General features: G+C 62.5%; 19 protein-coding genes. 11 read left to right on the top strand and 8 right to left on the bottom strand.

The window, feature by feature from the left end:
* Nucleotides 1-105: 105 nt before the first annotated feature.
* Entirely contained in the window at nt 106-1,146 is a 1,041-nt protein-coding gene (locus FKV68_RS06070) for an aldo/keto reductase (RefSeq protein WP_180940614.1), read from the top strand.
* 24 nt (nt 1,147-1,170) lie between these two features.
* Here FKV68_RS06070 and FKV68_RS06065 read toward each other — a convergent pair whose 3' ends face one another.
* A complete protein-coding gene (locus FKV68_RS06065; RefSeq protein WP_180940613.1) occupies nt 1,171-1,503 on the bottom strand; it encodes a four-helix bundle copper-binding protein in 333 nt (110 codons plus the stop codon).
* 355 nt (nt 1,504-1,858) lie between these two features.
* On the opposite strand from FKV68_RS06065, the gene rpsF reads away from it, so the two are divergent.
* From rpsF to rplI, 4 genes are all read left to right on the top strand, one after another.
* Nucleotides 1,859-2,305, top strand: coding sequence for a 30S ribosomal protein S6 (rpsF, locus tag FKV68_RS06060; protein WP_034854248.1), 447 nt, complete (start codon nt 1,859-1,861; stop codon nt 2,303-2,305).
* A gap of 24 nt (nt 2,306-2,329) precedes the next feature.
* On the top strand, nt 2,330-2,578 hold the full coding sequence (gene rpsR / locus FKV68_RS06055) for a 30S ribosomal protein S18 (RefSeq protein WP_025426448.1): 249 nt from the start codon (nt 2,330-2,332) through the stop codon (nt 2,576-2,578).
* 186 nt (nt 2,579-2,764) lie between these two features.
* Complete coding sequence (locus FKV68_RS06050) at nt 2,765-3,718, top strand: YybS family protein (RefSeq protein ID WP_180940612.1); 954 nt, start codon at nt 2,765-2,767, stop codon at nt 3,716-3,718.
* A gap of 35 nt (nt 3,719-3,753) precedes the next feature.
* Nucleotides 3,754-4,329 (top strand): 50S ribosomal protein L9, encoded by a 576-nt coding sequence (rplI, locus tag FKV68_RS06045; RefSeq protein ID WP_180940611.1) that lies wholly within the window; start codon nt 3,754-3,756, stop codon nt 4,327-4,329.
* 109 nt (nt 4,330-4,438) lie between these two features.
* Here the strand turns inward: rplI and FKV68_RS06040 are convergent, their stop codons facing one another.
* From FKV68_RS06040 to FKV68_RS06030, 3 genes are read right to left on the bottom strand one after another with little or no spacing between them, the layout of a single operon-like run.
* Nucleotides 4,439-5,506, bottom strand: coding sequence for an HlyD family secretion protein (locus tag FKV68_RS06040; RefSeq protein ID WP_180940610.1), 1,068 nt, complete (start codon nt 5,504-5,506; stop codon nt 4,439-4,441).
* Between the two features lie 18 nt (nt 5,507-5,524).
* Nucleotides 5,525-7,207 (bottom strand): MFS transporter, encoded by a 1,683-nt coding sequence (locus FKV68_RS06035; protein WP_180940609.1) that lies wholly within the window; start codon nt 7,205-7,207, stop codon nt 5,525-5,527.
* Nucleotides 7,208-7,213: 6 nt separating this feature from the next.
* Complete coding sequence (locus FKV68_RS06030; RefSeq protein WP_180940608.1) at nt 7,214-7,657, bottom strand: MarR family winged helix-turn-helix transcriptional regulator; 444 nt, start codon at nt 7,655-7,657, stop codon at nt 7,214-7,216.
* A 331-nt stretch (nt 7,658-7,988) separates the two neighbouring features.
* On the opposite strand from FKV68_RS06030, the gene FKV68_RS06025 reads away from it, so the two are divergent.
* Nucleotides 7,989-9,488 (top strand): replicative DNA helicase, encoded by a 1,500-nt coding sequence (locus FKV68_RS06025; RefSeq protein WP_180940607.1) that lies wholly within the window; start codon nt 7,989-7,991, stop codon nt 9,486-9,488.
* Nucleotides 9,489-9,497: 9 nt separating this feature from the next.
* Here the strand turns inward: FKV68_RS06025 and FKV68_RS06020 are convergent, their stop codons facing one another.
* The 3 genes from FKV68_RS06020 to FKV68_RS06010 all read right to left on the bottom strand — a co-directional run bounded on the left by FKV68_RS06020 (nt 9,498) and on the right by FKV68_RS06010 (nt 11,433).
* Entirely contained in the window at nt 9,498-9,803 is a 306-nt protein-coding gene (locus FKV68_RS06020) for an AzlD family protein (protein WP_180940606.1), read from the bottom strand.
* A complete protein-coding gene (locus tag FKV68_RS06015) occupies nt 9,800-10,453 on the bottom strand; it encodes an AzlC family ABC transporter permease (RefSeq protein ID WP_180941422.1) in 654 nt (217 codons plus the stop codon). Before FKV68_RS06015 ends, FKV68_RS06020 begins: the two co-directional genes overlap by 4 nt.
* Nucleotides 10,454-10,575: 122 nt before the next feature.
* On the bottom strand, nt 10,576-11,433 hold the full coding sequence (locus FKV68_RS06010) for an AraC family transcriptional regulator (protein ID WP_180941421.1): 858 nt from the start codon (nt 11,431-11,433) through the stop codon (nt 10,576-10,578).
* A gap of 148 nt (nt 11,434-11,581) precedes the next feature.
* Here FKV68_RS06010 and alr point away from each other — a divergent pair, with 148 nt between their 5' ends.
* The 5 genes from alr (at nt 11,582) to FKV68_RS05985 (ending at nt 17,508) form a co-directional block, all read left to right on the top strand.
* Nucleotides 11,582-12,721: an alanine racemase gene (gene alr, locus FKV68_RS06005; RefSeq protein WP_180940605.1), complete on the top strand. Its 1,140-nt coding sequence runs from the start codon at nt 11,582-11,584 to the stop codon at nt 12,719-12,721.
* A 248-nt stretch (nt 12,722-12,969) separates the two neighbouring features.
* The gene (radA, locus tag FKV68_RS06000) at nt 12,970-14,376 is read left to right on the top strand and encodes a DNA repair protein RadA (protein ID WP_180940604.1); all 1,407 of its coding nucleotides are present in this window, start codon (nt 12,970-12,972) and stop codon (nt 14,374-14,376) included.
* A 144-nt stretch (nt 14,377-14,520) separates the two neighbouring features.
* Nucleotides 14,521-15,117 carry a CvpA family protein gene (locus tag FKV68_RS05995; RefSeq protein WP_180940603.1) on the top strand — a complete coding sequence of 199 codons (597 nt, stop codon included), beginning with the start codon at nt 14,521-14,523 and terminating at the stop codon, nt 15,115-15,117.
* A 148-nt stretch (nt 15,118-15,265) separates the two neighbouring features.
* Complete coding sequence (gene purF, locus FKV68_RS05990) at nt 15,266-16,756, top strand: amidophosphoribosyltransferase (RefSeq protein WP_180940602.1); 1,491 nt, start codon at nt 15,266-15,268, stop codon at nt 16,754-16,756.
* An 11-nt stretch (nt 16,757-16,767) separates the two neighbouring features.
* Nucleotides 16,768-17,508, top strand: a complete 741-nt coding sequence (locus tag FKV68_RS05985) for an SDR family NAD(P)-dependent oxidoreductase (RefSeq protein ID WP_180940601.1) — start codon at nt 16,768-16,770, stop codon at nt 17,506-17,508.
* A gap of 79 nt (nt 17,509-17,587) precedes the next feature.
* Here FKV68_RS05985 and pssA read toward each other — a convergent pair whose 3' ends face one another.
* The gene (gene pssA, locus FKV68_RS05980) at nt 17,588-18,457 is read right to left on the bottom strand and encodes a CDP-diacylglycerol--serine O-phosphatidyltransferase (protein WP_180940600.1); all 870 of its coding nucleotides are present in this window, start codon (nt 18,455-18,457) and stop codon (nt 17,588-17,590) included.
* Nucleotides 18,458-18,460 lie beyond the last annotated feature (3 nt).

Genomic DNA, 18,460 nt, shown 5'->3' with positions numbered 1-18,460 from the left:
GCGCCGGCTGACAAGCCATCAACCGCGGTGCCACTCAATTCATTTGGCGGCGCGCCCTTCCCTCCCGCCGGCGCGAAACCGCCCTCCCACGAGGAACATTACTTCATGCGCTACAACACGCTGGGCCGCACAGGCATCAAGGTTTCAGAGATCTGCCTTGGCACCATGACCTGGGGCTCACAGAATACGCAGACCGAAGCCCATGGACAGCTTAATTACGCGTTCGACCGCGGCGTCAATTTCATCGATACGGCCGAACTCTATCCGACGACGCCGCTTTCGGAGGAAACCTATGGCAACACCGAACGCATCATCGGGACCTGGCTGGCGGCGCGCGGCCGGCGCGACGATGTGGTACTGGCGACCAAGGTGGCCGGCCCTGGGCGTCCTTATATCCGCGGCGGCGGACCAATGACACCCGAAGGAATTGAAGAGGCCCTTAACGCCAGCCTCAAGCGGCTGAAGACGGACTATGTGGACCTTTACCAGCTTCACTGGCCGAATCGCGGCCATTATCACTTCCGCAACGCCTGGACCTACGACCCGTCGCGGCAAGACCGAGAGCACGTCGCCGCCGACCTGAAAGCGATACTCGACAAGCTTGGCGAACTCGTGAAGGCCGGCAAGATTCGCGCTATCGGGCTTTCGAACGACACCGCCTGGGGCGCCATGAAGATGCTCGATCGCTCCAACAGATATGGCCTGCCGCGCGTTGCTACGATCCAGAACGAATACAACCTGCTCTATCGCGCCTACGACCTCGATCTGGCGGAACTGTCGCATCACGAGGATGTCGGCCTGCTTGCCTATTCGCCGCTCGCGGCTGGTCTCCTGACCGGCAAATATCTCGAGGGGGCAAAGCCCGCAGGATCCCGCCTGTCGATCAACGGTGATCTCGGCGGCCGCTTCACGCCGCACCAGGAGCCGGCCGTCGCCGCGTATGTGAAGCTCGCTCGCGAGCATGGCCTTGACCCGGCACAGATGGCGATCGCCTTTTGCCTGACACGCCCCTTCATGGCTTCGGTCATCATCGGCGCGACGTCGATGGAACAATTGAAGACCGACATCGGCGGCACCATCACGCTTTCGCAAGATGTGATGACTGGCCTCCGGCGCCTCCATCGGCTCTACCCGGCGCCGATCTGAGCGGCTCCCATCGCGTGCAAGGCTTCAAGCCGCCATCTGACGGCAGCTCTCGGCGCAGCGCCAGCAGGCTTCGGCGCATTCGGCCATGTCGCCGATGCGCTCGCAATCCTTGGCGCATTCGGTGCAGATCTCCGCACACTCGCTGCACAGATGCCGGTGATGGGGGCTGCCGATCAACATGAAATGCGCCGCGGTCCGGCAGATCTCGGCACAGGCCGCCATCAGCCTGAAATGCGTCGGCTCGGTATGCTCGCCGCCCGCCTGGAGGCAATGGTTCATCGCGGTCGACAGGCAAGCAGCGTAACAGTCCAGGCAATTGTCGACGCACGCTTGCATTCTTGGATCAACATGGGCCATCGTCGGCTCCCGCTGTTTGAGTTGCCGGTATCCAACAGCAATGCCCGGCGATTGTTCCGGCGGAGTACCTGACAGCGCCCGGACGCCGAAGTTCGGATCGCGGCTTGCATTTCGGCGGAAAATCCGTATAAGCGCGCTGTTCGAAACACCCGGTCTTCTGGCTGGTGGCTGAACGGAGGGCCGGTTTCCGCGTTGGAAGCCGCCAGGAATGCAAGGCATTCCGGCCTCCCGTGTCTCCGCTCTCGACCGTCTCGATACAACACTTTCTTGCCGGCCGCCTCGCGGCCCTTAAGAACAGTCGTTGAGGCTTAGCCGCCGAGGTCCGGGCTGATTAACGCAAGAAAGGCAAGCCACAATGGCTCTTTATGAACACGTATTCCTTGCCCGGCAGGATATCACGCCGCAGCAGGTCGATGCCCTCGTCGAGCAGTACAAGGGCGTCATCGAAGCGAACGGCGGCAAGGTCGGTCGCGTCGAAAACTGGGGCCTGAAGTCCCTCACCTACCGTATCAAGAAGAACCGCAAGGCTCATTACGTCCTGATGGACATCGATGCTCCGGCACCGGCCGTCCACGAAGTCGAGCGCCAGATGCGCATTAACGAAGACGTCCTGCGCTACATGACGATCGCCGTCGAAAAGCACGAGGAAGGCCCGTCCGCGATGATGCAGAAGCGTGATCGCGACGATCGTCCGCGCGGCGAAGGCCGTGGCCCGCGTGAAGGCGGTTTCGACCGTGGCCCGCGTCCGGATCGTGGCGACCGTGAAGACCGTCCGCGCCGTCCGCGTGAAGACCGCGCGTAACCCGAAGCTTAGGAGATAAAAACAATGGCTGAAGTTTCTTCCGCTCCGGTACGCCGTCCGTTCCACCGTCGCCGCAAGACCTGCCCCTTCTCGGGTGCGAACGCTCCGCGGATCGACTACAAGGACATCCGCCTCCTGCAGCGCTACATTTCCGAGCGCGGCAAGATCGTTCCGTCCCGCATCACGGCCGTTTCCCAGAAGAAGCAGCGCGAACTCGCCCAGGCGATCAAGCGTGCACGCTTCCTCGGCCTGCTGCCCTACGTCGTATCGTAAGGCTGGCTCGCTGTCCGTCAGTCAAATGACTCGACGGCAATTGACTCCGAGGCAAGGCTTTTCCCTACGGTAAGTGCCTTGCCTCTCTCCCTTCCGCGGTGGGCGCGGATCGGAACCGGCGCATGCGCCAAAATCCCATGTTGGGGCCCAGTCGACCCCTAACTGCGTTGAAGCAGGACAGCGAACGTGAATATCTGGAACAGGACATCGCTGATCACCGGCGCCCTCGCCGGCATTACCGCCGCCCTTCTGTCGATGGGCGCGAACACGCAGTCGTCCTTTGCGATCGTCCTTTACGCCGCTTCCGCGCTGCCTATCCTGATTGCCGGCCTCGGTTGGGGCAATGCAGCCGCGATCGTCGCGATCGTCGTTGCCGGCGCGACGGCCGCCACGCTCGTTTCCGCCTATTTCGCGCTGCTGATCCTGCTCGTGACGCTTGTTCCGGCCGGTTGGCTCAGCCACCTCGCAAACCTTGCGCGCCCGGCCTCCGAACTCGGCGGCCCCGATGGCGCGCTCGCCTGGTATCCGTTGTCCGACATCCTCGGCCACCTCGCCGGGCTCGTTACCGTCGGCATGATCATCGTCGGCTATATCGTCGGTTACGATTCCGGCGTCTCGGACCGCATGATCGACATGGTGATCGAGGCCGTGAAGGCGCAGGAGCCGCTCTACAATCCGGATGCCGCGGCAATCGCGCAGATCAAGTCGATGTTCACGCTCGCCCTGCCGCTGGTGCAGGGCGCGATCTGGGTGCTGATGCTGTTTGCCGCCTACTACCTCGCAACCCGGATCGTCCAGACATCGGCAAGGTCGCTGCGTCCGCGCGAAGACATTCCCTCGTCATTGAGGATGCCTCGCAATGCCATTTTCGTGTTTCTCGCCGGCCTGGTCCTCGCCTTTCTCGGCGGGGCACCTGCGGCTATCGGCGCCCTCATTTGCGGCACGTTCGGCGCGGGCTTCCTGCTCTCGGGCTTTGCCTCGTTCCACTTCCGCACGCGCGGCAAGTCCTGGCGGCTTCCCGTTCTGTGGATCGCCTATCTGTCGGTGCTCGTCTTCACGATCCCGGCTGTGTTCTTCCTCCTGTCCGGCCTGACCGACACGCGACGCACCATCGCGGTCACGCCGGCGGAAAAAAACTGACTAACGAAAAAACGACCAACTGAAAGGAAATCGAAATGGAAGTCATTCTCCTCGAACGCATCGCCAAGCTCGGCCAGATGGGCGAAACCGTAAAGGTTCGCGACGGCTTCGCGCGCAACTACCTTCTGCCGCTCGGCAAGGCGCTGCGCGCCAACGCCGCCAACAAGGCACGTTTCGACGCCGAGCGCGCAACGCTCGAAGCTCGCAACCTCGAGCGCAAGTCCGAAGCCCAGGCGGTCGCAGACAAGCTGGACGGCAAGTCCTTCATCATCGTCCGCTCCGCTGGTGAAACCGGCCAGCTCTACGGCTCGGTTGCTGCCCGCGACATCGTTGAGGCGATTGCTGCCGAAGGCTTCACCATCAACCGCAACCAGGTCGACCTCAACCACCCGATCAAGGCAATCGGCCTGCACAAGGTAACGCTGCACCTGCATGCGGAAGTCGAGATCGCCGTTGACGTCAACGTCGCCCGTTCGACCGAAGAAGCCGAGCGTCAGGCCAAGGGCGAAAGCCTGACATCTGCTGACGCCATCTACGGCGTCGACGAAGACGCCCTGAAGCCGGAAGACTTCTTCAACCCGGAGGCTGAATTCGAATCTGAAGAAGAATAAGCTTCGCAGCAGACCTGAATTGAGAGGCCCGGATCCGGCGATCCGGGCCTCTCTCATTTATGGCGACTGCCTGCAGTAGCTCACGACTAACTTTTGTCGGATGCGCCGGTCAGCTCGCGGATGCCAATGCCGCTCGCGGCTCAACCGACTTGTCGACTTTCACAACCACCGAAAGTCCCGGCGCAAGCAAGTCCGCCAGCGGTTGGCCCGGATCGACAGCAATCCGAACGCCAAGGCGCTGGGAGACCTTGGTGAAATTGCCGGTCGCGTTGTCGGGCCGGATGATGCTGAATTCCGAACCTGCCGCCGGAGAGAAGCGCTCGATGTGGCCTTGCAGCACCTGCCGGTTCAGGGCGTCCACGGAGATGGTCACAGCCTGGCCGATCTTCATGCCGTCGAGCTGCGTTTCCTTGAAATTGGCGACGACCCAGACGTCGCCCGGAACGATTGCGAGCAGATTCGTCCCGGCAGCGACATACTGACCGACGCGGGCGCCGATCTCGCCGAGCCTGCCATCGCGTGGCGCCGCGATCCGCGTGTTGTCGAGATCGATCTGGGCCAGTTCAACCGCGGCTTCCGCGCCGGAAACCGAGGCCTCCAGACCGGCGCGTGCGCCGAGCGTCGCCGCAAGCGACTGCCTCGATACTTCGAGATTCGCCCTGGCCTGATTGACGGCGGCCACCGCCTGCTCGAAGGCGGCGCGCGACTGGTCTGCGTCGCTGCGCGTGGCCACGCCCTTGTCGGCCAGCGGCCGAATGCGGTCCCACGATGCTTTCGCAGTGACCAGCACCGCCTGAGCGCTGTCGAGTTGCGCTTCGCTGGCCTCGATCCCCGCCTTTGCCGAGAGCTCCTCCTGGAACGAATTCGCGAGCGCCGCCTGCTGCGCCGCAAGCGTCGCCTTTGCCTGGGCGAGCTTCTGCGCGTAGATCCGATCATCGATCCTGACGAGGAGCTGGCCGGCCTTCACCTCCTCGTAATCCTTGACGGGCACTTCCGCCACGTAGCCGGAAAGTTGGGGACTGACAATCGTCACATAGCCGCGGACATAGGCATTTTCGGTGGTTTCGACCGAGCTGTCGAAGGGCGGCAAGCGCCAGGCGTAGAGAACGAGCGAGAGGCCGGCGAGCCCGGCAAGAAGGACGATAAGCGTGGTGGCAGAACGAAGATGTTTCAGCATGGTGGTCTACTTCGTGGATCAGGATGCGGTCGCCGCCGCAGCGGAGCTGCGCGCGGTGAGCCATTTGAAGGCGATATGGATGATGAGTACGGCGAGTGCGCAAAGCGCGAGGATCGCCGTCAGCAGGAACGCGTCGTTGTAGGCAAGAATATTGGCTTCGCGGGTGACCGTCTGCCCGAGCAGGGCCACACCCTCCCCGTTGAGCAATGCCTTGTCGCCGATTGCCTTGGCATAAGCGCCGGACAACTGGGCGAGGCGCTGGGCGACGAAAGGATTGGTGGCAACCATCTCATCGGCGAGGATGCTGGCGTGAAACTTCTCACGGACTGTGACGAAAGTCCCGAAGGCCGCCGACCCGATCAGGCCGCCAATGCTCTGGGTAAAGAGAAAGACGACGATAAAGCTCACGATGTAGCTCGGTCCCTTGGCCAGCGCCGACATGAAACCCCGAGCCATTGCTGGCGGCAGGAAAAGCGACGTGCCAGCCGCTACCAGCGCCTGGCTGAGATACATCTGCTCCGGGCGCGTCAGACTCGTCGCATGACCGTCCATGTAGGCACCCGCTGCAAGCAGCGTCAAAGCAAGGACGTGGACGGCGTCCGCGTGGCCTGGCTGCATCAGAGCCGCACACAGCAGCCCGCCGGCGACGGACGCAGCCAGAATGATCCAGTAGAGCGTTGCGAGCTGGTCGTACTGCAGGCCGAGCAACTGGTAGAAGTTGGTGGCGATCGCCGACTGCTCGGACGCCACGAGACGGAAGATCAGCAGCACGATGGCAAAATGCACGATCTCGCGCGACACGAGCCAGCGCACGTCTATCAACGGCAACTCCCTGTTGAGCTCTATCAGCACAAAAGCGGTCAGGACCACGATCGAAGCCGCCAACAAGACCCCGAGCCAGGGAGCTTCGAGCCACCAGTAAAGCCTTCCCATTGTGAGGACGACAGCGATGCAACCGAATCCGGCGGCCAGCAGCAGATAGCTCACGATATCGGTGCGCTGGATGACCTTGGCATGAGGAACCGGTGTCAGCGGCAAAAGATAGATGATCGGCAGCGCAATCAGGGCCAGCGCCATCTCCAGGGTATAGAGAGCATGCCACTGGCCGTATTCGATGAGTTCCGGCGAGATCAGCCGGGTAATCGGCGCGGCGAGTGTCGTGCATGTGAGCGCCAGCGCGAGCCCGACGGTGAGCTTGCGAGCCGGAGGAAAGGCTTCCAGCATGTAGAGGAAGCCGAGCGTCGACAACGGCGCGGCGGCAATGCCGCTGATGAAGCGGACGACAATCGCCGAATGCAGGTCGGAAACGAAGACGTTCAGCAGCGAGACCAAGACGAAACCGACGATGCCGATCTCCGCAAAGCGGCGCAGCCCGTATTGGGCGCGGATCTTCACGAGGGCGGCCGAAAGGCTGACATTAGGCGCCATGTAGGCGGCGGAAAGCCACGCGGCCTCTACCGATGTTGCCGATAGCGAACCTTGCAACTGCGTGAGATTGGCGAGCGCCAGGTTCATGCCGAGCCCCTGCGTCAGGAACAGGAGTACGGAGCAAGTAATATAGACAGCCGATTTGCCCAACCCGATCGACGGAGGCGCGGCCGGAGACGCAGCCGGCTGAGGCCGTGCCTCGGCCGGTGTGCCTCTCGTCTCCGGTGCGGCGCCATGATTCTCATCGACAGCGGGATTGGCGAGCGCCTTCATCGATCATCATTCCTTTGCGATCGACTGCACGTTTCTTGCGATCGTCGAGACGACCTTCAGCGCAACGGCGATCTCCTGCGGCTTAAGACCTTCGAGGACGTCTTCTCGAATTTCACTCGCGAGGTTCTGGATATCGCGGGCCACGGAGCGACCGAAGTCCGTCATGTGGATCTGCTTGGCGCGACGGTCGGAAGGCTCCACCCGGCGCTCGATGAAGCCTTGTTTTTCCATGCCGTCCAGCAGACGCACGATCGTCGGCGTCTCGATCTCGAGTTCCTCTGCCAATTCGCGCTGGTTGATCCCGTCCTTCTTCGCGAGCATGAACAGTGCGCGCGCACGCGGCAGCGTCAGTCCCCGCTCCTTCACCCGTGCGTCAAAAACCGCCCGCAACTTGCGATTGACCATCGCCAGCGCGTCAAACAATTCGCGGCTTGCGTCTGGATCGGACATTGGTACCAGCTCCATATTACTAGTATGCTAATTATTTTACCCCTACTTAATCTAACTGCGGGCGGTTTTCAAGCCGGCAATTGATGGTGGCGAGCGACGAAGGGGTGCGAATCAGGTACCTTCGCCTTCGCTCGCGACGTCAAACAAAATTGGCAGGGATGGGGGCGCTTTTTGACGCTTCGCTCCCGCCCCTGTGGATCAGTCGAACAACGGGCAAAGGCGATCGGCGCATTCGGATGCCGCGGCAGTGTTGCATGCCTACACTAGACTTGCCGCGTGACAGACAGCAAACCCGGTAACTCACGGGATCACAGGCGGAAACGGAAAGACCATGAACGACGCAGCGCGCAAGCTCGCCCCCTTGGCCAAGGAACAGGCGGACCAGCACTATCGCGAAGCGCCGAACAATCTGGAAGCCGAGCAGGCGCTGCTTGGCGCAATCCTGGTCAACAACGACGCGTTTTACCGGGTGTCCGACTTCCTGAAGCCGGTACATCTGTTCGAGCCATTGCATCGCCGCATCTTCGAGGTCGCCGGCGAGATCATCCGAATGGGCAAGACCGCCAACCCGGTCACGATCAAGACCTTCCTCAAGGCGGACGAAAAAGTCGGCGACCTGACCGTCGCCCAATACCTCGCACGCCTTGCCGCCGAGGCGGTCTCGATCATCAACGCGGAGGATTACGGCCGCGCCATCTATGACCTGGCGTTGCGCCGCTCGCTGATCACCATCGGCGAGGACATGGTCAACATCGCCTACGACGCGCCGCTTGACATGCCGCCGCAGGGCCAGATCGAGGATGCGGAACGGCGCCTTTTCGAACTTGCCGAAACCGGACGCTACGACGGCGGCTTCCAGTCGTTCAACGACGCCGTGGCGCTGGCGATCGACATGGCCGGGGCGGCGTTCGAGCGAGACGGCAGTCTCTCCGGCATCTCCACCGGCATTCACTCGCTCGATGCCCGCATGGGCGGTCTGCAGCGTTCGGACTTGATCGTTCTGGCTGGGCGTCCCGGCATGGGCAAGACGTCGCTTGCCACCAACATCGCCTATAACATTGCCGCCGCTTACGAAGGCGAGGTGCAGCCCGACGGGTCGATGAAGGCGAAGAACGGCGGCGTCGTCGGCTTCTACTCCCTCGAAATGTCGTCCGAACAGCTCGCTACCCGTATCATCTCCGAGCAGACGGAAGTCTCCTCCTCGAAGATCCGGCGCGGCGACATTTCCGAAGCGGACTTCGAAAAGCTCGTCGCCTGCTCGCAGATGATGCAGAAAGTACCCCTCTACATCGACCAGACGGGTGGCATCTCCATCGCCCAGCTTTCCGCCCGAGCACGGCGCCTGAAGCGACAGCGGGGGCTCGACTGCCTGGTGGTGGACTATATCCAGCTCATGACCGGTTCGGGCAAATCGAGCGACAACCGCGTGCAGGAAATCACGCAGATCACCACCGGGCTGAAGGCACTCGGCAAGGAGTTGAACGTGCCGATCATCGCGCTCTCACAGCTCTCGCGCCAGGTGGAAAGCCGTGAAGACAAGCGACCGCAACTCTCCGACCTTCGTGAATCGGGTTCAATTGAGCAGGACGCCGACGTGGTACTTTTCGTGTTCCGCGAGGAATACTATGTGAAAAACCTCGAGCCGCGTGACGAGTTCGACCCGAAATACGAAGAGTGGAAGATGAAGATGGAACAGGTGAAGGGCACGGCTGACGTGATCATCGCCAAGCAGCGTCACGGACCAACAGGTACGGTAAAGCTGGCATTCCAGTCGGAATATACCCGCTTCACCGACCTTGCAGACCCCTCGTTCACCCAATACGAACACTGACAACTGGGCTCACGCCCCGATCAGTGCTCTCGCGATAGCCACGACAATAACACCGGTTGCCACCGCCGCCAGAAGCGGCAGCCTCGTCGCTGCGAGCGCGGTTGCGAGCACCGCAAGCGTTTCCGCCGGTCCAGTGACGAGTGCCGTCGGGGCGATGACGGCCATCAGCACCGCGGGCGGTATGGCCTCGAGCGCCCGCTTCTGTTGCGGTCCGATCGTCACGAAGCGGATGAGCAGCAAGCCACTGATGCGTGTCAGCACCGTCGCCGCGGCCATTGCCAGGATCGCGAGAAAAACATTCGGATCGACTGTCATGCACAGGCCTCCCGGCGCTGATCGATGACAAGCGTCGCGATGACGCCGGCGGCAGCACCCGCGGCGATATACCAGACGCCGGGCAGCAATTGGTGGGTCAGCACCGCCGCCGCGGCACTTGCCGCAAGCACGGCGCCGGTCTGGCGTCCTTTCCAAAATCCCATCAGCAGAACGACAAAGACCGCGGGAAAGGCAAAGTCGAGACCGATTGCCTTCGGGTCGCCGAGGAAAGCACCGGCGACCGAGCCCGCAAGGCTTGTCAAAACCCAGACGAAGTAAAAAGGCACCGCAAGACCGGCATACCAGGCGGCGGACAGACGCGCCTGTGCCGCGCGAGTCTCGGCCATTGCCCAGATTTCATCGGCAAGCAGCAGCATCGCGGCGTATTTCGCCGGACCGGAGAAGGCGGGCATCTTGGTGCCGATCGAGGCGCTCATCAGCACGTGCCGGATGTTGACGAGCAGCGCAGAGAAACCGACTGCTCCCCAGGACGCGGGATGGCTCCAGATGTCCATGGCGACGAACTGCGAGCCGCCGGCAAAGACGAGGGCACTCATCAGCGTCACCTCGAGGCTGGACAGGCCCTTGCTTGCCGCAACGGCACCGAAGACGAGGCCGATCGGCATAACGGCGATAATGAGCGGCGCCATCGTCCTGAGCCCCCCGGAAAATTCTCGAATAACATCGTTCTTGTTCACGCCCGTCGCTCCCGCATTTCAATCGCACCAATGCAATAGATGCGGAGAAGGTGGCGCGTCTTGAACGAAATTGATCAGCCGGCCCGGAAGGCGCCGGGGGTGACACCGGTTCTTGCCTTGAAATGCCGGCTGAAGTGCGCCTGGTCGGCGAAGCCGCAATGGTAGGCGGTGTCGATCGCAGACCAACCCTGCCGCAGCAACGCCTTTGCCTCGCGCACCCGCTTGTCGGTCAGGAAGGCGTGCGGCGTGATATGGAATTCCCTACGGAATGCGCGGATCAGGTGCGCACGGCTGAGCCCCGCCACTTCAGCAAGCTCGTCGAGCCCAAGGTCGCGGGAATAATTGGCGATCAGATAGTCCCTCGCGCGATGTACGGCCGAAGGCGCACGCGTTTCCACGGGAAGGATGATCGCGGTGCCGTGGCGCTGGAACAGCTTGGCGAGGAAGCTGAACATTCCCTCATCCGCCTCCAGGGCGCCCGCCTTTCCCTCGAGAGCCCCGTGGGCTCGATGAAAGGCAACGGCAAGTTCGGGATCACGAAGCAGCAGTCGTGAGAAGCAGGGTGTTCCTCTGAAGGCGCGACCGGTGACGTCCTCGAGGACATCGACGAGCAGGTCAACGGACGGATAGATCATCCGGTAGCGGTAACCGTCGAGCCCCGGATGCCCGTCGTGAATCTCGTCGGGATTGATGAGATAGAGATCGCCGGGGCCGGTCTGCGATCGTTCGCCCTTGATCGTGCTGATCTGCGAACCCGCCTCGATTGCGCCGATGCTGAACGTGTCATGGGCATGGGGCGCGAACTCGTGGGTGATGAAGGTGGCGCTTAGGCATTCCATGCCCTTGAACCGCGCATCACGCCAGAAGCGTGTCTGCTCAGTCCCCTTGAGAGGCATGGCCTCGATGGCCTGTTCCTGCGAAATCGTCTGCATCACGCAAAGATTAGCGACATCCCCGTTGCGCGTCTTGCACAAAAGTGCTCGTTGCGCACCGCGCACGGACTGCCGGCGAAAGCGGATTGTTTGCGGCCTCCGCCGTCAGGATGTATTGCTGCAATGTCGTCCACTCAGAGCTTCCGGTATGCACGAACCAGAATTCCTCTCCGCCTCCAACAGGCTCATCATCGACCTCGCGGCGCTGGCCGACAATTGGCGCGCGATGAACGAACGTTCCGGCACGGCAAGCGCGGCCGCCGTTCTCAAGGCGGATGCCTATGGGCTCGGCATCGCGGAGGCCGCACCTGCCCTTTACGCAGCCGGTGCACGCGACTTCTTCGTCGCCAACGCGGAAGAAGGGGCGGAACTCCGCCCGTTGGTTCCGGATGGACGCATCTACATTCTGGCCGGCATGTGGCCGGGCAACGAGGAACTTTTCTTCGATAACGATCTCGTGCCGATCATCAACTCGGAGGAGCAACTCGCCGTTTTCATGGCGGCGCTTTCCGAGCGCGGCGACCATCCTTGCGTGCTTCACGTCGACACCGGCATGAACCGGCTCGGACTGTCGGTCGAGGAAGCCGTCGCGCTCGCCAACGACCCCGCGCGTCCGGCAAGCTTCTCGCCCGTGCTGATCATGAGTCATCTTGCCTGCGGCGACGATCCGAAGCACCCGATGAACGTCTATCAGCTCGAGCGCTTCCGCGCGGCGGCCGCCGCCTTCGAGGGCGTCCCGGCGAGCCTTGCGAATTCCGGCGGCGTCTTCCTCGGCAAGGACTACCATTTCGACCTCACACGCCCCGGAATCGCGGTTTACGGGGGCGAGGCGGTGGACGGCGCAGTCAATCCGATGAAGCCGGTGGTGACCGCTGAAGCACGCATCATCCAGGTCCGCACGGTCCCCTCCGGTGCCACGGCGAGCTACGGCGCATCGGCACGCTTCAGCCGCGACACCCGCATCGCAACGGTCGCGATCGGCTACGCCGACGGATATCACCGTTCGGTTTCCGGCGGCGGCGTGACGCTCCGACAGGCGATGCCCTCGGGCGCCTATGGTTTCCTGCATGGCCGGAAGGTGCCGCATGTCGGCCGGGTCACCATGGACCTCAGCCTGTTCGACGTCACCGACCTGCCGGAAAAGGCCGTCCGCGCCGGCGATTATATCGAGCTCTTCGGCCGCAATGTCGCGGTAGACGACGTCGCACGCGCCGGCGGAACGATCGGTTACGAGTTGCTGACGAGCCTCGGGCATCGCTACCATCGCAGCTATATCGGAGGCGCTTGAACGCTACAGCGCCGCGCGTTTTATCAGACGCGCAAAGGACGCCATAGCACTTTGAACTGCTGCATGTTTTTGTCCTTAAGTCCGCTACGATTTACGGAAACGTCCAATAGACCTCGCTGCTTCCGGGGACAGTCGCCGAAAAACACCCTTTCGGGCCGCATTTCGCGGCATTATGTGAACAGTGGCGGTGATTCTCGTATTCGCGGCCGTATTCGCGCAGCCTCCCGCATACCCGAAAGCTAGTCCCGATGGCGAAAGCCCGCACCCAGTTCATCTGCCAAAATTGCGGCACCGTCCATTCCCGCTGGGCGGGCAAGTGCGATGGCTGCGGCGAATGGAACACGATCATCGAGGAGGATCCGACTGCGGGCATCGGCGGCGGTCCATCCCGCGCGCCGAAGAAGGGCCGGCCGGTCGCACTCACCACGCTTTCCGGCGAGATCGAGGACGCCCCGCGTATCCAGACGGGGATATCCGAACTCGACCGCGTCACCGGCGGCGGCTTCGTGCGCGGCTCGGCCTTGCTCGTCGGTGGCGATCCCGGCATCGGCAAGTCAACCGTGCTGATGCAGGCAGCGGCGGCGCTTTCCCGCCGCAAGCATCGCGTCATTTATGTCTCGGGCGAGGAAGCCGTCGCCCAGGTGCGTTTGCGCGCCCAGCGGCTCGGGGCCGCCGACAGCGACGTGCTTCTTGCCGCCGAAACCAATGTCGAAGACATCCTGGCGACGCTTGCCGACGGCAAGCGCCCCGACCTCGTCATCATCGATTCGATCCAGACGCTGTGGAGCGACATCGTCGATTCTGCTCCCGGGACCGTGACCCAGGTACGAACCGGGGTCCAGGCGATGATTCGCTTCGCCAAGCAGACCGGCACGGCGGTCGTGCTCGTCGGCCATGTGACGAAGGAAGGCCAGATCGCTGGCCCGCGCGTCGTCGAGCACATGGTCGATGCCGTCCTCTATTTCGAGGGCGATCGCGGGCACCACTACCGCATCCTCAGGACCGTCAAGAACCGCTTCGGTCCGACCGACGAGATCGGCGTATTCGAGATGTCGGACAGGGGCCTGCGCGAAGTCGCCAATCCATCAGAACTGTTTCTCGGGGAACGCAACGAGAAGTCACCGGGGGCAGCCGTCTTCGCCGGTATGGAGGGAACCCGGCCGGTGCTCGTGGAAGTGCAGGCGCTGGTCGCTCCGACCTCGCTCGGAACGCCCCGCCGTGCAGTCGTCGGCTGGGATTCCGCGCGGCTTTCGATGATCCTCGCCGTGCTTGAAGCCCATTGCGGCGTTCGCCTCGGCCAGCACGACGTTTATCTCAATATTGCCGGTGGTTATCGCATATCCGAGCCCGCCGCCGACCTTGCGGTCGCTTCCGCGCTGGTTTCATCGCTTGCCGGGCTTGCCCTTCCGGCCGATTGCGTCTATTTCGGCGAAGTCAGCTTGTCGGGGGCTATCCGGCCGGTTGCGCATACCGCCCAACGTCTCAAGGAAGCCGAGAAGCTCGGTTTCTCCCAGGCCGTATTACCGTCTGCGTCGACCGAGCTGCCGAAGAACGGCAACGGCCGATGGAGCGAAATGGAAAGCCTGCCGGATCTCGTGGCGCGTATCGCCGGATCGCGAAGCGCCCTGCGGCAGACGGAAGGCGAAGACGAATGACCTCGGCCGGGATCGGCAAGAGCATCCGCAGAAGTGCGCCTTGACAATTGGTCGTGGAAAGACGTTCTGAATGCGTGCAGACAGGACCGACGGCGGATAAGCTTGGTGTGGCCCGGATCAAGACGGGGTCGGAGTAAGGACAACATGCCCATTACAATTCTCGATGCTATCGTTCTCGGCGTCGCGCTGTTTTCGGCCATCCTCGCCATGGTCCGCGGGTTCTCGCGCGAGGTTCTGTCGGTCGCGAGCTGGGTCGGCGCGGCGGTGGCCGCATATTTCCTCTATCGCTACCTGGTGCCCTACGCCTCGCAATATACCAGCAGCGACACGGTCGCGATGATCGGCTCGGCCGCCGTGGTCTTCCTGGTGGCGTTGATCGTCATTTCCATCATCACGATGCGGATCGCCGATTTCATCATCGACAGCCGCATCGGTGCGCTCGACCGGACCCTTGGCTTCCTGTTCGGCGCCGCCCGCGGCATCCTGCTTGTCGTCGTCGCCATGCTGTTCTTCAACTGGCTGGTGGCCCCGCAACAGCAGCCGATCTGGGTTACCCAGGCGAAATCGAAGCCGCTGCTCGACAATCTCGGCAACAAGCTGATTGCACTCTTGCCGGAAGAGGCGGACGCCACCATCCTCGACCGCCTACGCGGTAAGGACAACACCGGCGAAGGCGAACCTGAAACTCCTCCGGCTGGCAACGAACAGGCCCCCGTGCAGGACGCGCCGACAAACGGCTGAGACAGGAACATCAGTTTGCGACAAGGCCCGCTGCGCGGGCTTTGTCCATTTGGAATAACGCTTGCTGCTGTTTTCGGCTAAGATCGCTTGAAGACGGGCAGCCTGATCACGATATGCGCACCGGCATGGAGCAAAAGGCGAACTTGTGATGACCGATCTCAGATCCAGTGAAATCCACGACGAACTTGATGGCGACACTCTGCACGAGGAATGCGGAGTCTTCGGCATTCTGGGACACCCGGATGCAGCCACCCTGACGGCACTTGGATTGCACGCGCTCCAGCATCGCGGCCAGGAAGCGGCCGGTATCGTCACCTTCGACGGCAAGCAGTTCTACACCGAAAAGCGCATGGGTCTCGTCGGAGACCACTATACCGACCCCGCAACGCTCGCCAAGCTGCCAGGCTTTATCTCGATCGGGCATACGCGCTACTCGACGACCGGCGAAGTAGCGCTGCGCAACGTCCAGCCACTCTTTGCCGAGCTCGAAGTCGGCGGCATCGCCATCGCCCATAACGGCAACTTCACCAACGGACTGACGCTGCGCCGCCAGTTGATTGCCGACGGCGCGATATGTCAGTCGACCTCGGACACCGAAGTCGTCCTTCACCTCATCGCCCGCTCCAAGCAGACCTCCTCCTCCGACCGCTTCATCGACGCCATCCGCCAGATGGAAGGCGGCTATTCGATGCTGGCGATGACGCGCACCAAGCTGATCGCCGCACGCGACCCGATCGGTATCCGCCCCCTCGTCATGGGCGAGCTCGACGGCAAGCCGATCTTCTGTTCGGAAACCTGTGCACTCGACATCATCGGCGCCAAGTACATCCGCGATGTCGAGAACGGCGAAGTGGTCATTTGCGAGATCCAGCCGGACGGCTCGATCTCGATCGACGCGCGCAAGCCGGAAGCACCGCAGCCGGAACGGCTCTGCCTCTTCGAATATGTCTACTTCGCTCGCCCGGATTCGGTCGTCGGCGGCCGCAGCGTCTATGTGGCCCGCAAGAACATGGGCGTCAATCTCGCCAAGGAATCGCCCGTCGAGGCGGATGTGGTCGTTCCTGTGCCCGACGGAGGCACTCCGGCCGCGCTCGGCTATGCACAGCAGAGCGGCATTCCCTTCGAATACGGCATCATCCGCAACCACTATGTCGGACGGACCTTCATCGAGCCGACGCAGCAGATCCGCGCGTTCGGCGTCAAGCTGAAGCATTCGGCCAACCGTGCCATGATCAAGGACAAGCGGGTGGTACTCGTGGACGATTCGATCGTGCGCGGGACGACGTCGGTCAAGATCGTGCAAATGATCCGCGATGCCGGTGCACGCGAAGTGCACATCCGCGTGGCAAGCCCGATGATCTTCCATCCGGATTTCTACGGGATCGATACGCCGGACCGCGACAAGCTGCTCGCAAACCAGCATCCAGATCTCGAGTCCATGTGCCGCTTCATCGGTGCCGACTCGCTCGAGTTCCTGTCGATCGACGGGCTCTACCAGGCTGTCGGGGGCACGTCGCGCGACCCGCAAGCTCCGCAATTCACCGATCATTATTTCACCGGTGACTACCCGACGCGCTTGCTCGACCAGGAAGGCGCAAGCAACGTCCGCAAACTCTCGGTTCTCGCCAGCAACGGATAAAAGACAATCAAATGACGCCCAATCTGAAAGACCGGGTCGCCGTCGTAACCGGCGCATCGCGCGGCATCGGCTATTTCACTGCCCTCGAACTTGCCAAGGCTGGCGCGCACGTCATCGCCTGCGCGCGCACGGTCGGCGGCCTCGAAGAACTGGACGATGCCATCAAGGCGCTCGGCGGATCTGCCACGCTCGTCCCCTTCGATCTCGCGGATATGGCAGCGATCGACAAGCTCGGAGGAGCGATCCACGAGCGTTGGGGCAAGCTCGATATCCTCGTTGCCAATGCCGGCGTGCTCGGCACGATTTCGCCGATCGGCCATGTCGAGGCGAAGGTTTTCGAGAAGGTGATGACCATCAACGTCACCGCGACCTGGCGGCTGATCCGGTCCGTCGAGCCGCTGCTCGTCAAGTCCGACGCGGGCCGCGCGCTTATCCTCTCATCGGGCGCTGCGCACAAGTGCAAACCCTTCTGGGGCCCCTACTCCGCGTCCAAGGCGGCTGTCGAGGCACTGGCTCGGACCTGGGCGCACGAAACCCAGCGGCTGCCGCTCCGCATCCTCAGCGTCGATCCGGGGCCGACCCGCACAGCAATGCGGGCCCAGGCGATGCCCGGCGAAGATCCGGCGACCGTGCCGCATCCATCCGAGGTCGCGGCCGCACTGATGCCGCTCGTCGGTCCGGAACAGACGGAGACCGGCAAGCTGTTCGTCGTTCGCGAAAACAAGATCGTCGACTATCGGATGCCCGAATAATTCGGCAACCGACCTCAAAAAAAGAAAGCCACCGCGGTAACCCAAGGTGGCTTTCCTATTTCGTCATGAGACCTGCCCGTTAATCGTTGTCGCCGGGCAGCCCATCGCCTCCCTGCGCCGGGTGTGCCGGCCAGTCGCCATATTTGCGCTGCCAGGAACGGGCGCCGAACGGCAGGCTGATCAGATAGGCGAGCGCCGTCACCACCATCGTTTCCCACGTGTAGGTCATCAGCGTCGCGACATAGAAGACGACGACGAGAATGGCCGGCAGGACGAGATCGCGGCGCACGCGGTTTTCCGACTTGCCGGACCAGACCGGCAGGCGGCTGACCAGCAGGAAGGCAATCAGCACCGTATAGGCCGAAGCGATGAGCGCGAACCACCGCTCCGGCGCCAGGCCGAGCAGACCGAGATAGACCGGCAGCAGCACCAGCATGGCGCCGGCAGGTGCCGGAACGCCGACGAAATATTCCGACTGCCAGGATGCCTTGACCTGGCGCTCGGCCATGACGTTGAAGCGCGCCAGCCGCAATCCGGTGGCAATCGCATAGATCAATGCGGCGATCCAGCCGATCGACCGCGCCTGGTCAAGCACGAAGACATAAAGAACCAGTGCTGGAGCGACGCCGAAATTGATGATGTCCGCGAGTGAATCCATCTGGCCGCCGAAGCTCGACGTCGCCTTGAGCAGGCGCGCGACCCGTCCGTCGATACCGTCGAGGAACGCTGCGAAAAGGACCATGGCGACGGCAAGTTCGACGCGGTTCTCGAAGGCGAGCCGGATGCCGGACAGACCGGCGCAGATCGCCAGCACGGTGATCATGTTGGGGATCATCAAACGTAGCGGAATTTCGCGCAGGCGAGGTCCTCGCGCCTTGTCGTTCGATCCGTCCACCTCCGCGGACGGTTGCACGGCTTCCGTCGGCTTTTCCTGTTGGGGCTCTTCCATGAC

It is taken from the genome of Sinorhizobium mexicanum, assembly GCF_013488225.1.
Lineage (GTDB): Bacteria > Pseudomonadota > Alphaproteobacteria > Rhizobiales > Rhizobiaceae > Sinorhizobium > Sinorhizobium mexicanum.
The sequence above is the reverse complement of the archived record's forward strand: the minus strand, read 5'-3'. Positions and strand labels throughout refer to the sequence as shown.

Excerpts from the sequence above, each read along its gene's own strand:
- FKV68_RS06070 (WP_180940614.1), top strand. The coding sequence starts at position 106 with ATGCGCTACAACACGCTGGGCCGCACAGGCATCAAGGTTTCAGAGATC.
- FKV68_RS06065 (WP_180940613.1), bottom strand. The coding sequence starts at position 1,503 with ATGGCCCATGTTGATCCAAGAATGCAAGCGTGCGTCGACAATTGCCTG.
- rpsF (WP_034854248.1), top strand. The coding sequence starts at position 1,859 with ATGGCTCTTTATGAACACGTATTCCTTGCCCGGCAGGATATCACGCCG.
- rpsR (WP_025426448.1), top strand. The coding sequence starts at position 2,330 with ATGGCTGAAGTTTCTTCCGCTCCGGTACGCCGTCCGTTCCACCGTCGC.
- rplI (WP_180940611.1), top strand. The coding sequence starts at position 3,754 with ATGGAAGTCATTCTCCTCGAACGCATCGCCAAGCTCGGCCAGATGGGC.
- FKV68_RS06040 (WP_180940610.1), bottom strand. The coding sequence starts at position 5,506 with ATGCTGAAACATCTTCGTTCTGCCACCACGCTTATCGTCCTTCTTGCC.
- FKV68_RS06035 (WP_180940609.1), bottom strand. The coding sequence starts at position 7,207 with ATGAAGGCGCTCGCCAATCCCGCTGTCGATGAGAATCATGGCGCCGCA.
- FKV68_RS06030 (WP_180940608.1), bottom strand. The coding sequence starts at position 7,657 with ATGTCCGATCCAGACGCAAGCCGCGAATTGTTTGACGCGCTGGCGATG.
- FKV68_RS06025 (WP_180940607.1), top strand. The coding sequence starts at position 7,989 with ATGAACGACGCAGCGCGCAAGCTCGCCCCCTTGGCCAAGGAACAGGCG.
- FKV68_RS06020 (WP_180940606.1), bottom strand. The coding sequence starts at position 9,803 with ATGACAGTCGATCCGAATGTTTTTCTCGCGATCCTGGCAATGGCCGCG.
- FKV68_RS06015 (WP_180941422.1), bottom strand. The coding sequence starts at position 10,453 with ATGGCGCCGCTCATTATCGCCGTTATGCCGATCGGCCTCGTCTTCGGT.
- FKV68_RS06010 (WP_180941421.1), bottom strand. The coding sequence starts at position 11,433 with ATGCAGACGATTTCGCAGGAACAGGCCATCGAGGCCATGCCTCTCAAG.
- alr (WP_180940605.1), top strand. The coding sequence starts at position 11,582 with ATGCACGAACCAGAATTCCTCTCCGCCTCCAACAGGCTCATCATCGAC.
- radA (WP_180940604.1), top strand. The coding sequence starts at position 12,970 with ATGGCGAAAGCCCGCACCCAGTTCATCTGCCAAAATTGCGGCACCGTC.
- FKV68_RS05995 (WP_180940603.1), top strand. The coding sequence starts at position 14,521 with ATGCCCATTACAATTCTCGATGCTATCGTTCTCGGCGTCGCGCTGTTT.
- purF (WP_180940602.1), top strand. The coding sequence starts at position 15,266 with ATGACCGATCTCAGATCCAGTGAAATCCACGACGAACTTGATGGCGAC.
- FKV68_RS05985 (WP_180940601.1), top strand. The coding sequence starts at position 16,768 with ATGACGCCCAATCTGAAAGACCGGGTCGCCGTCGTAACCGGCGCATCG.
- pssA (WP_180940600.1), bottom strand. The coding sequence starts at position 18,457 with ATGGAAGAGCCCCAACAGGAAAAGCCGACGGAAGCCGTGCAACCGTCC.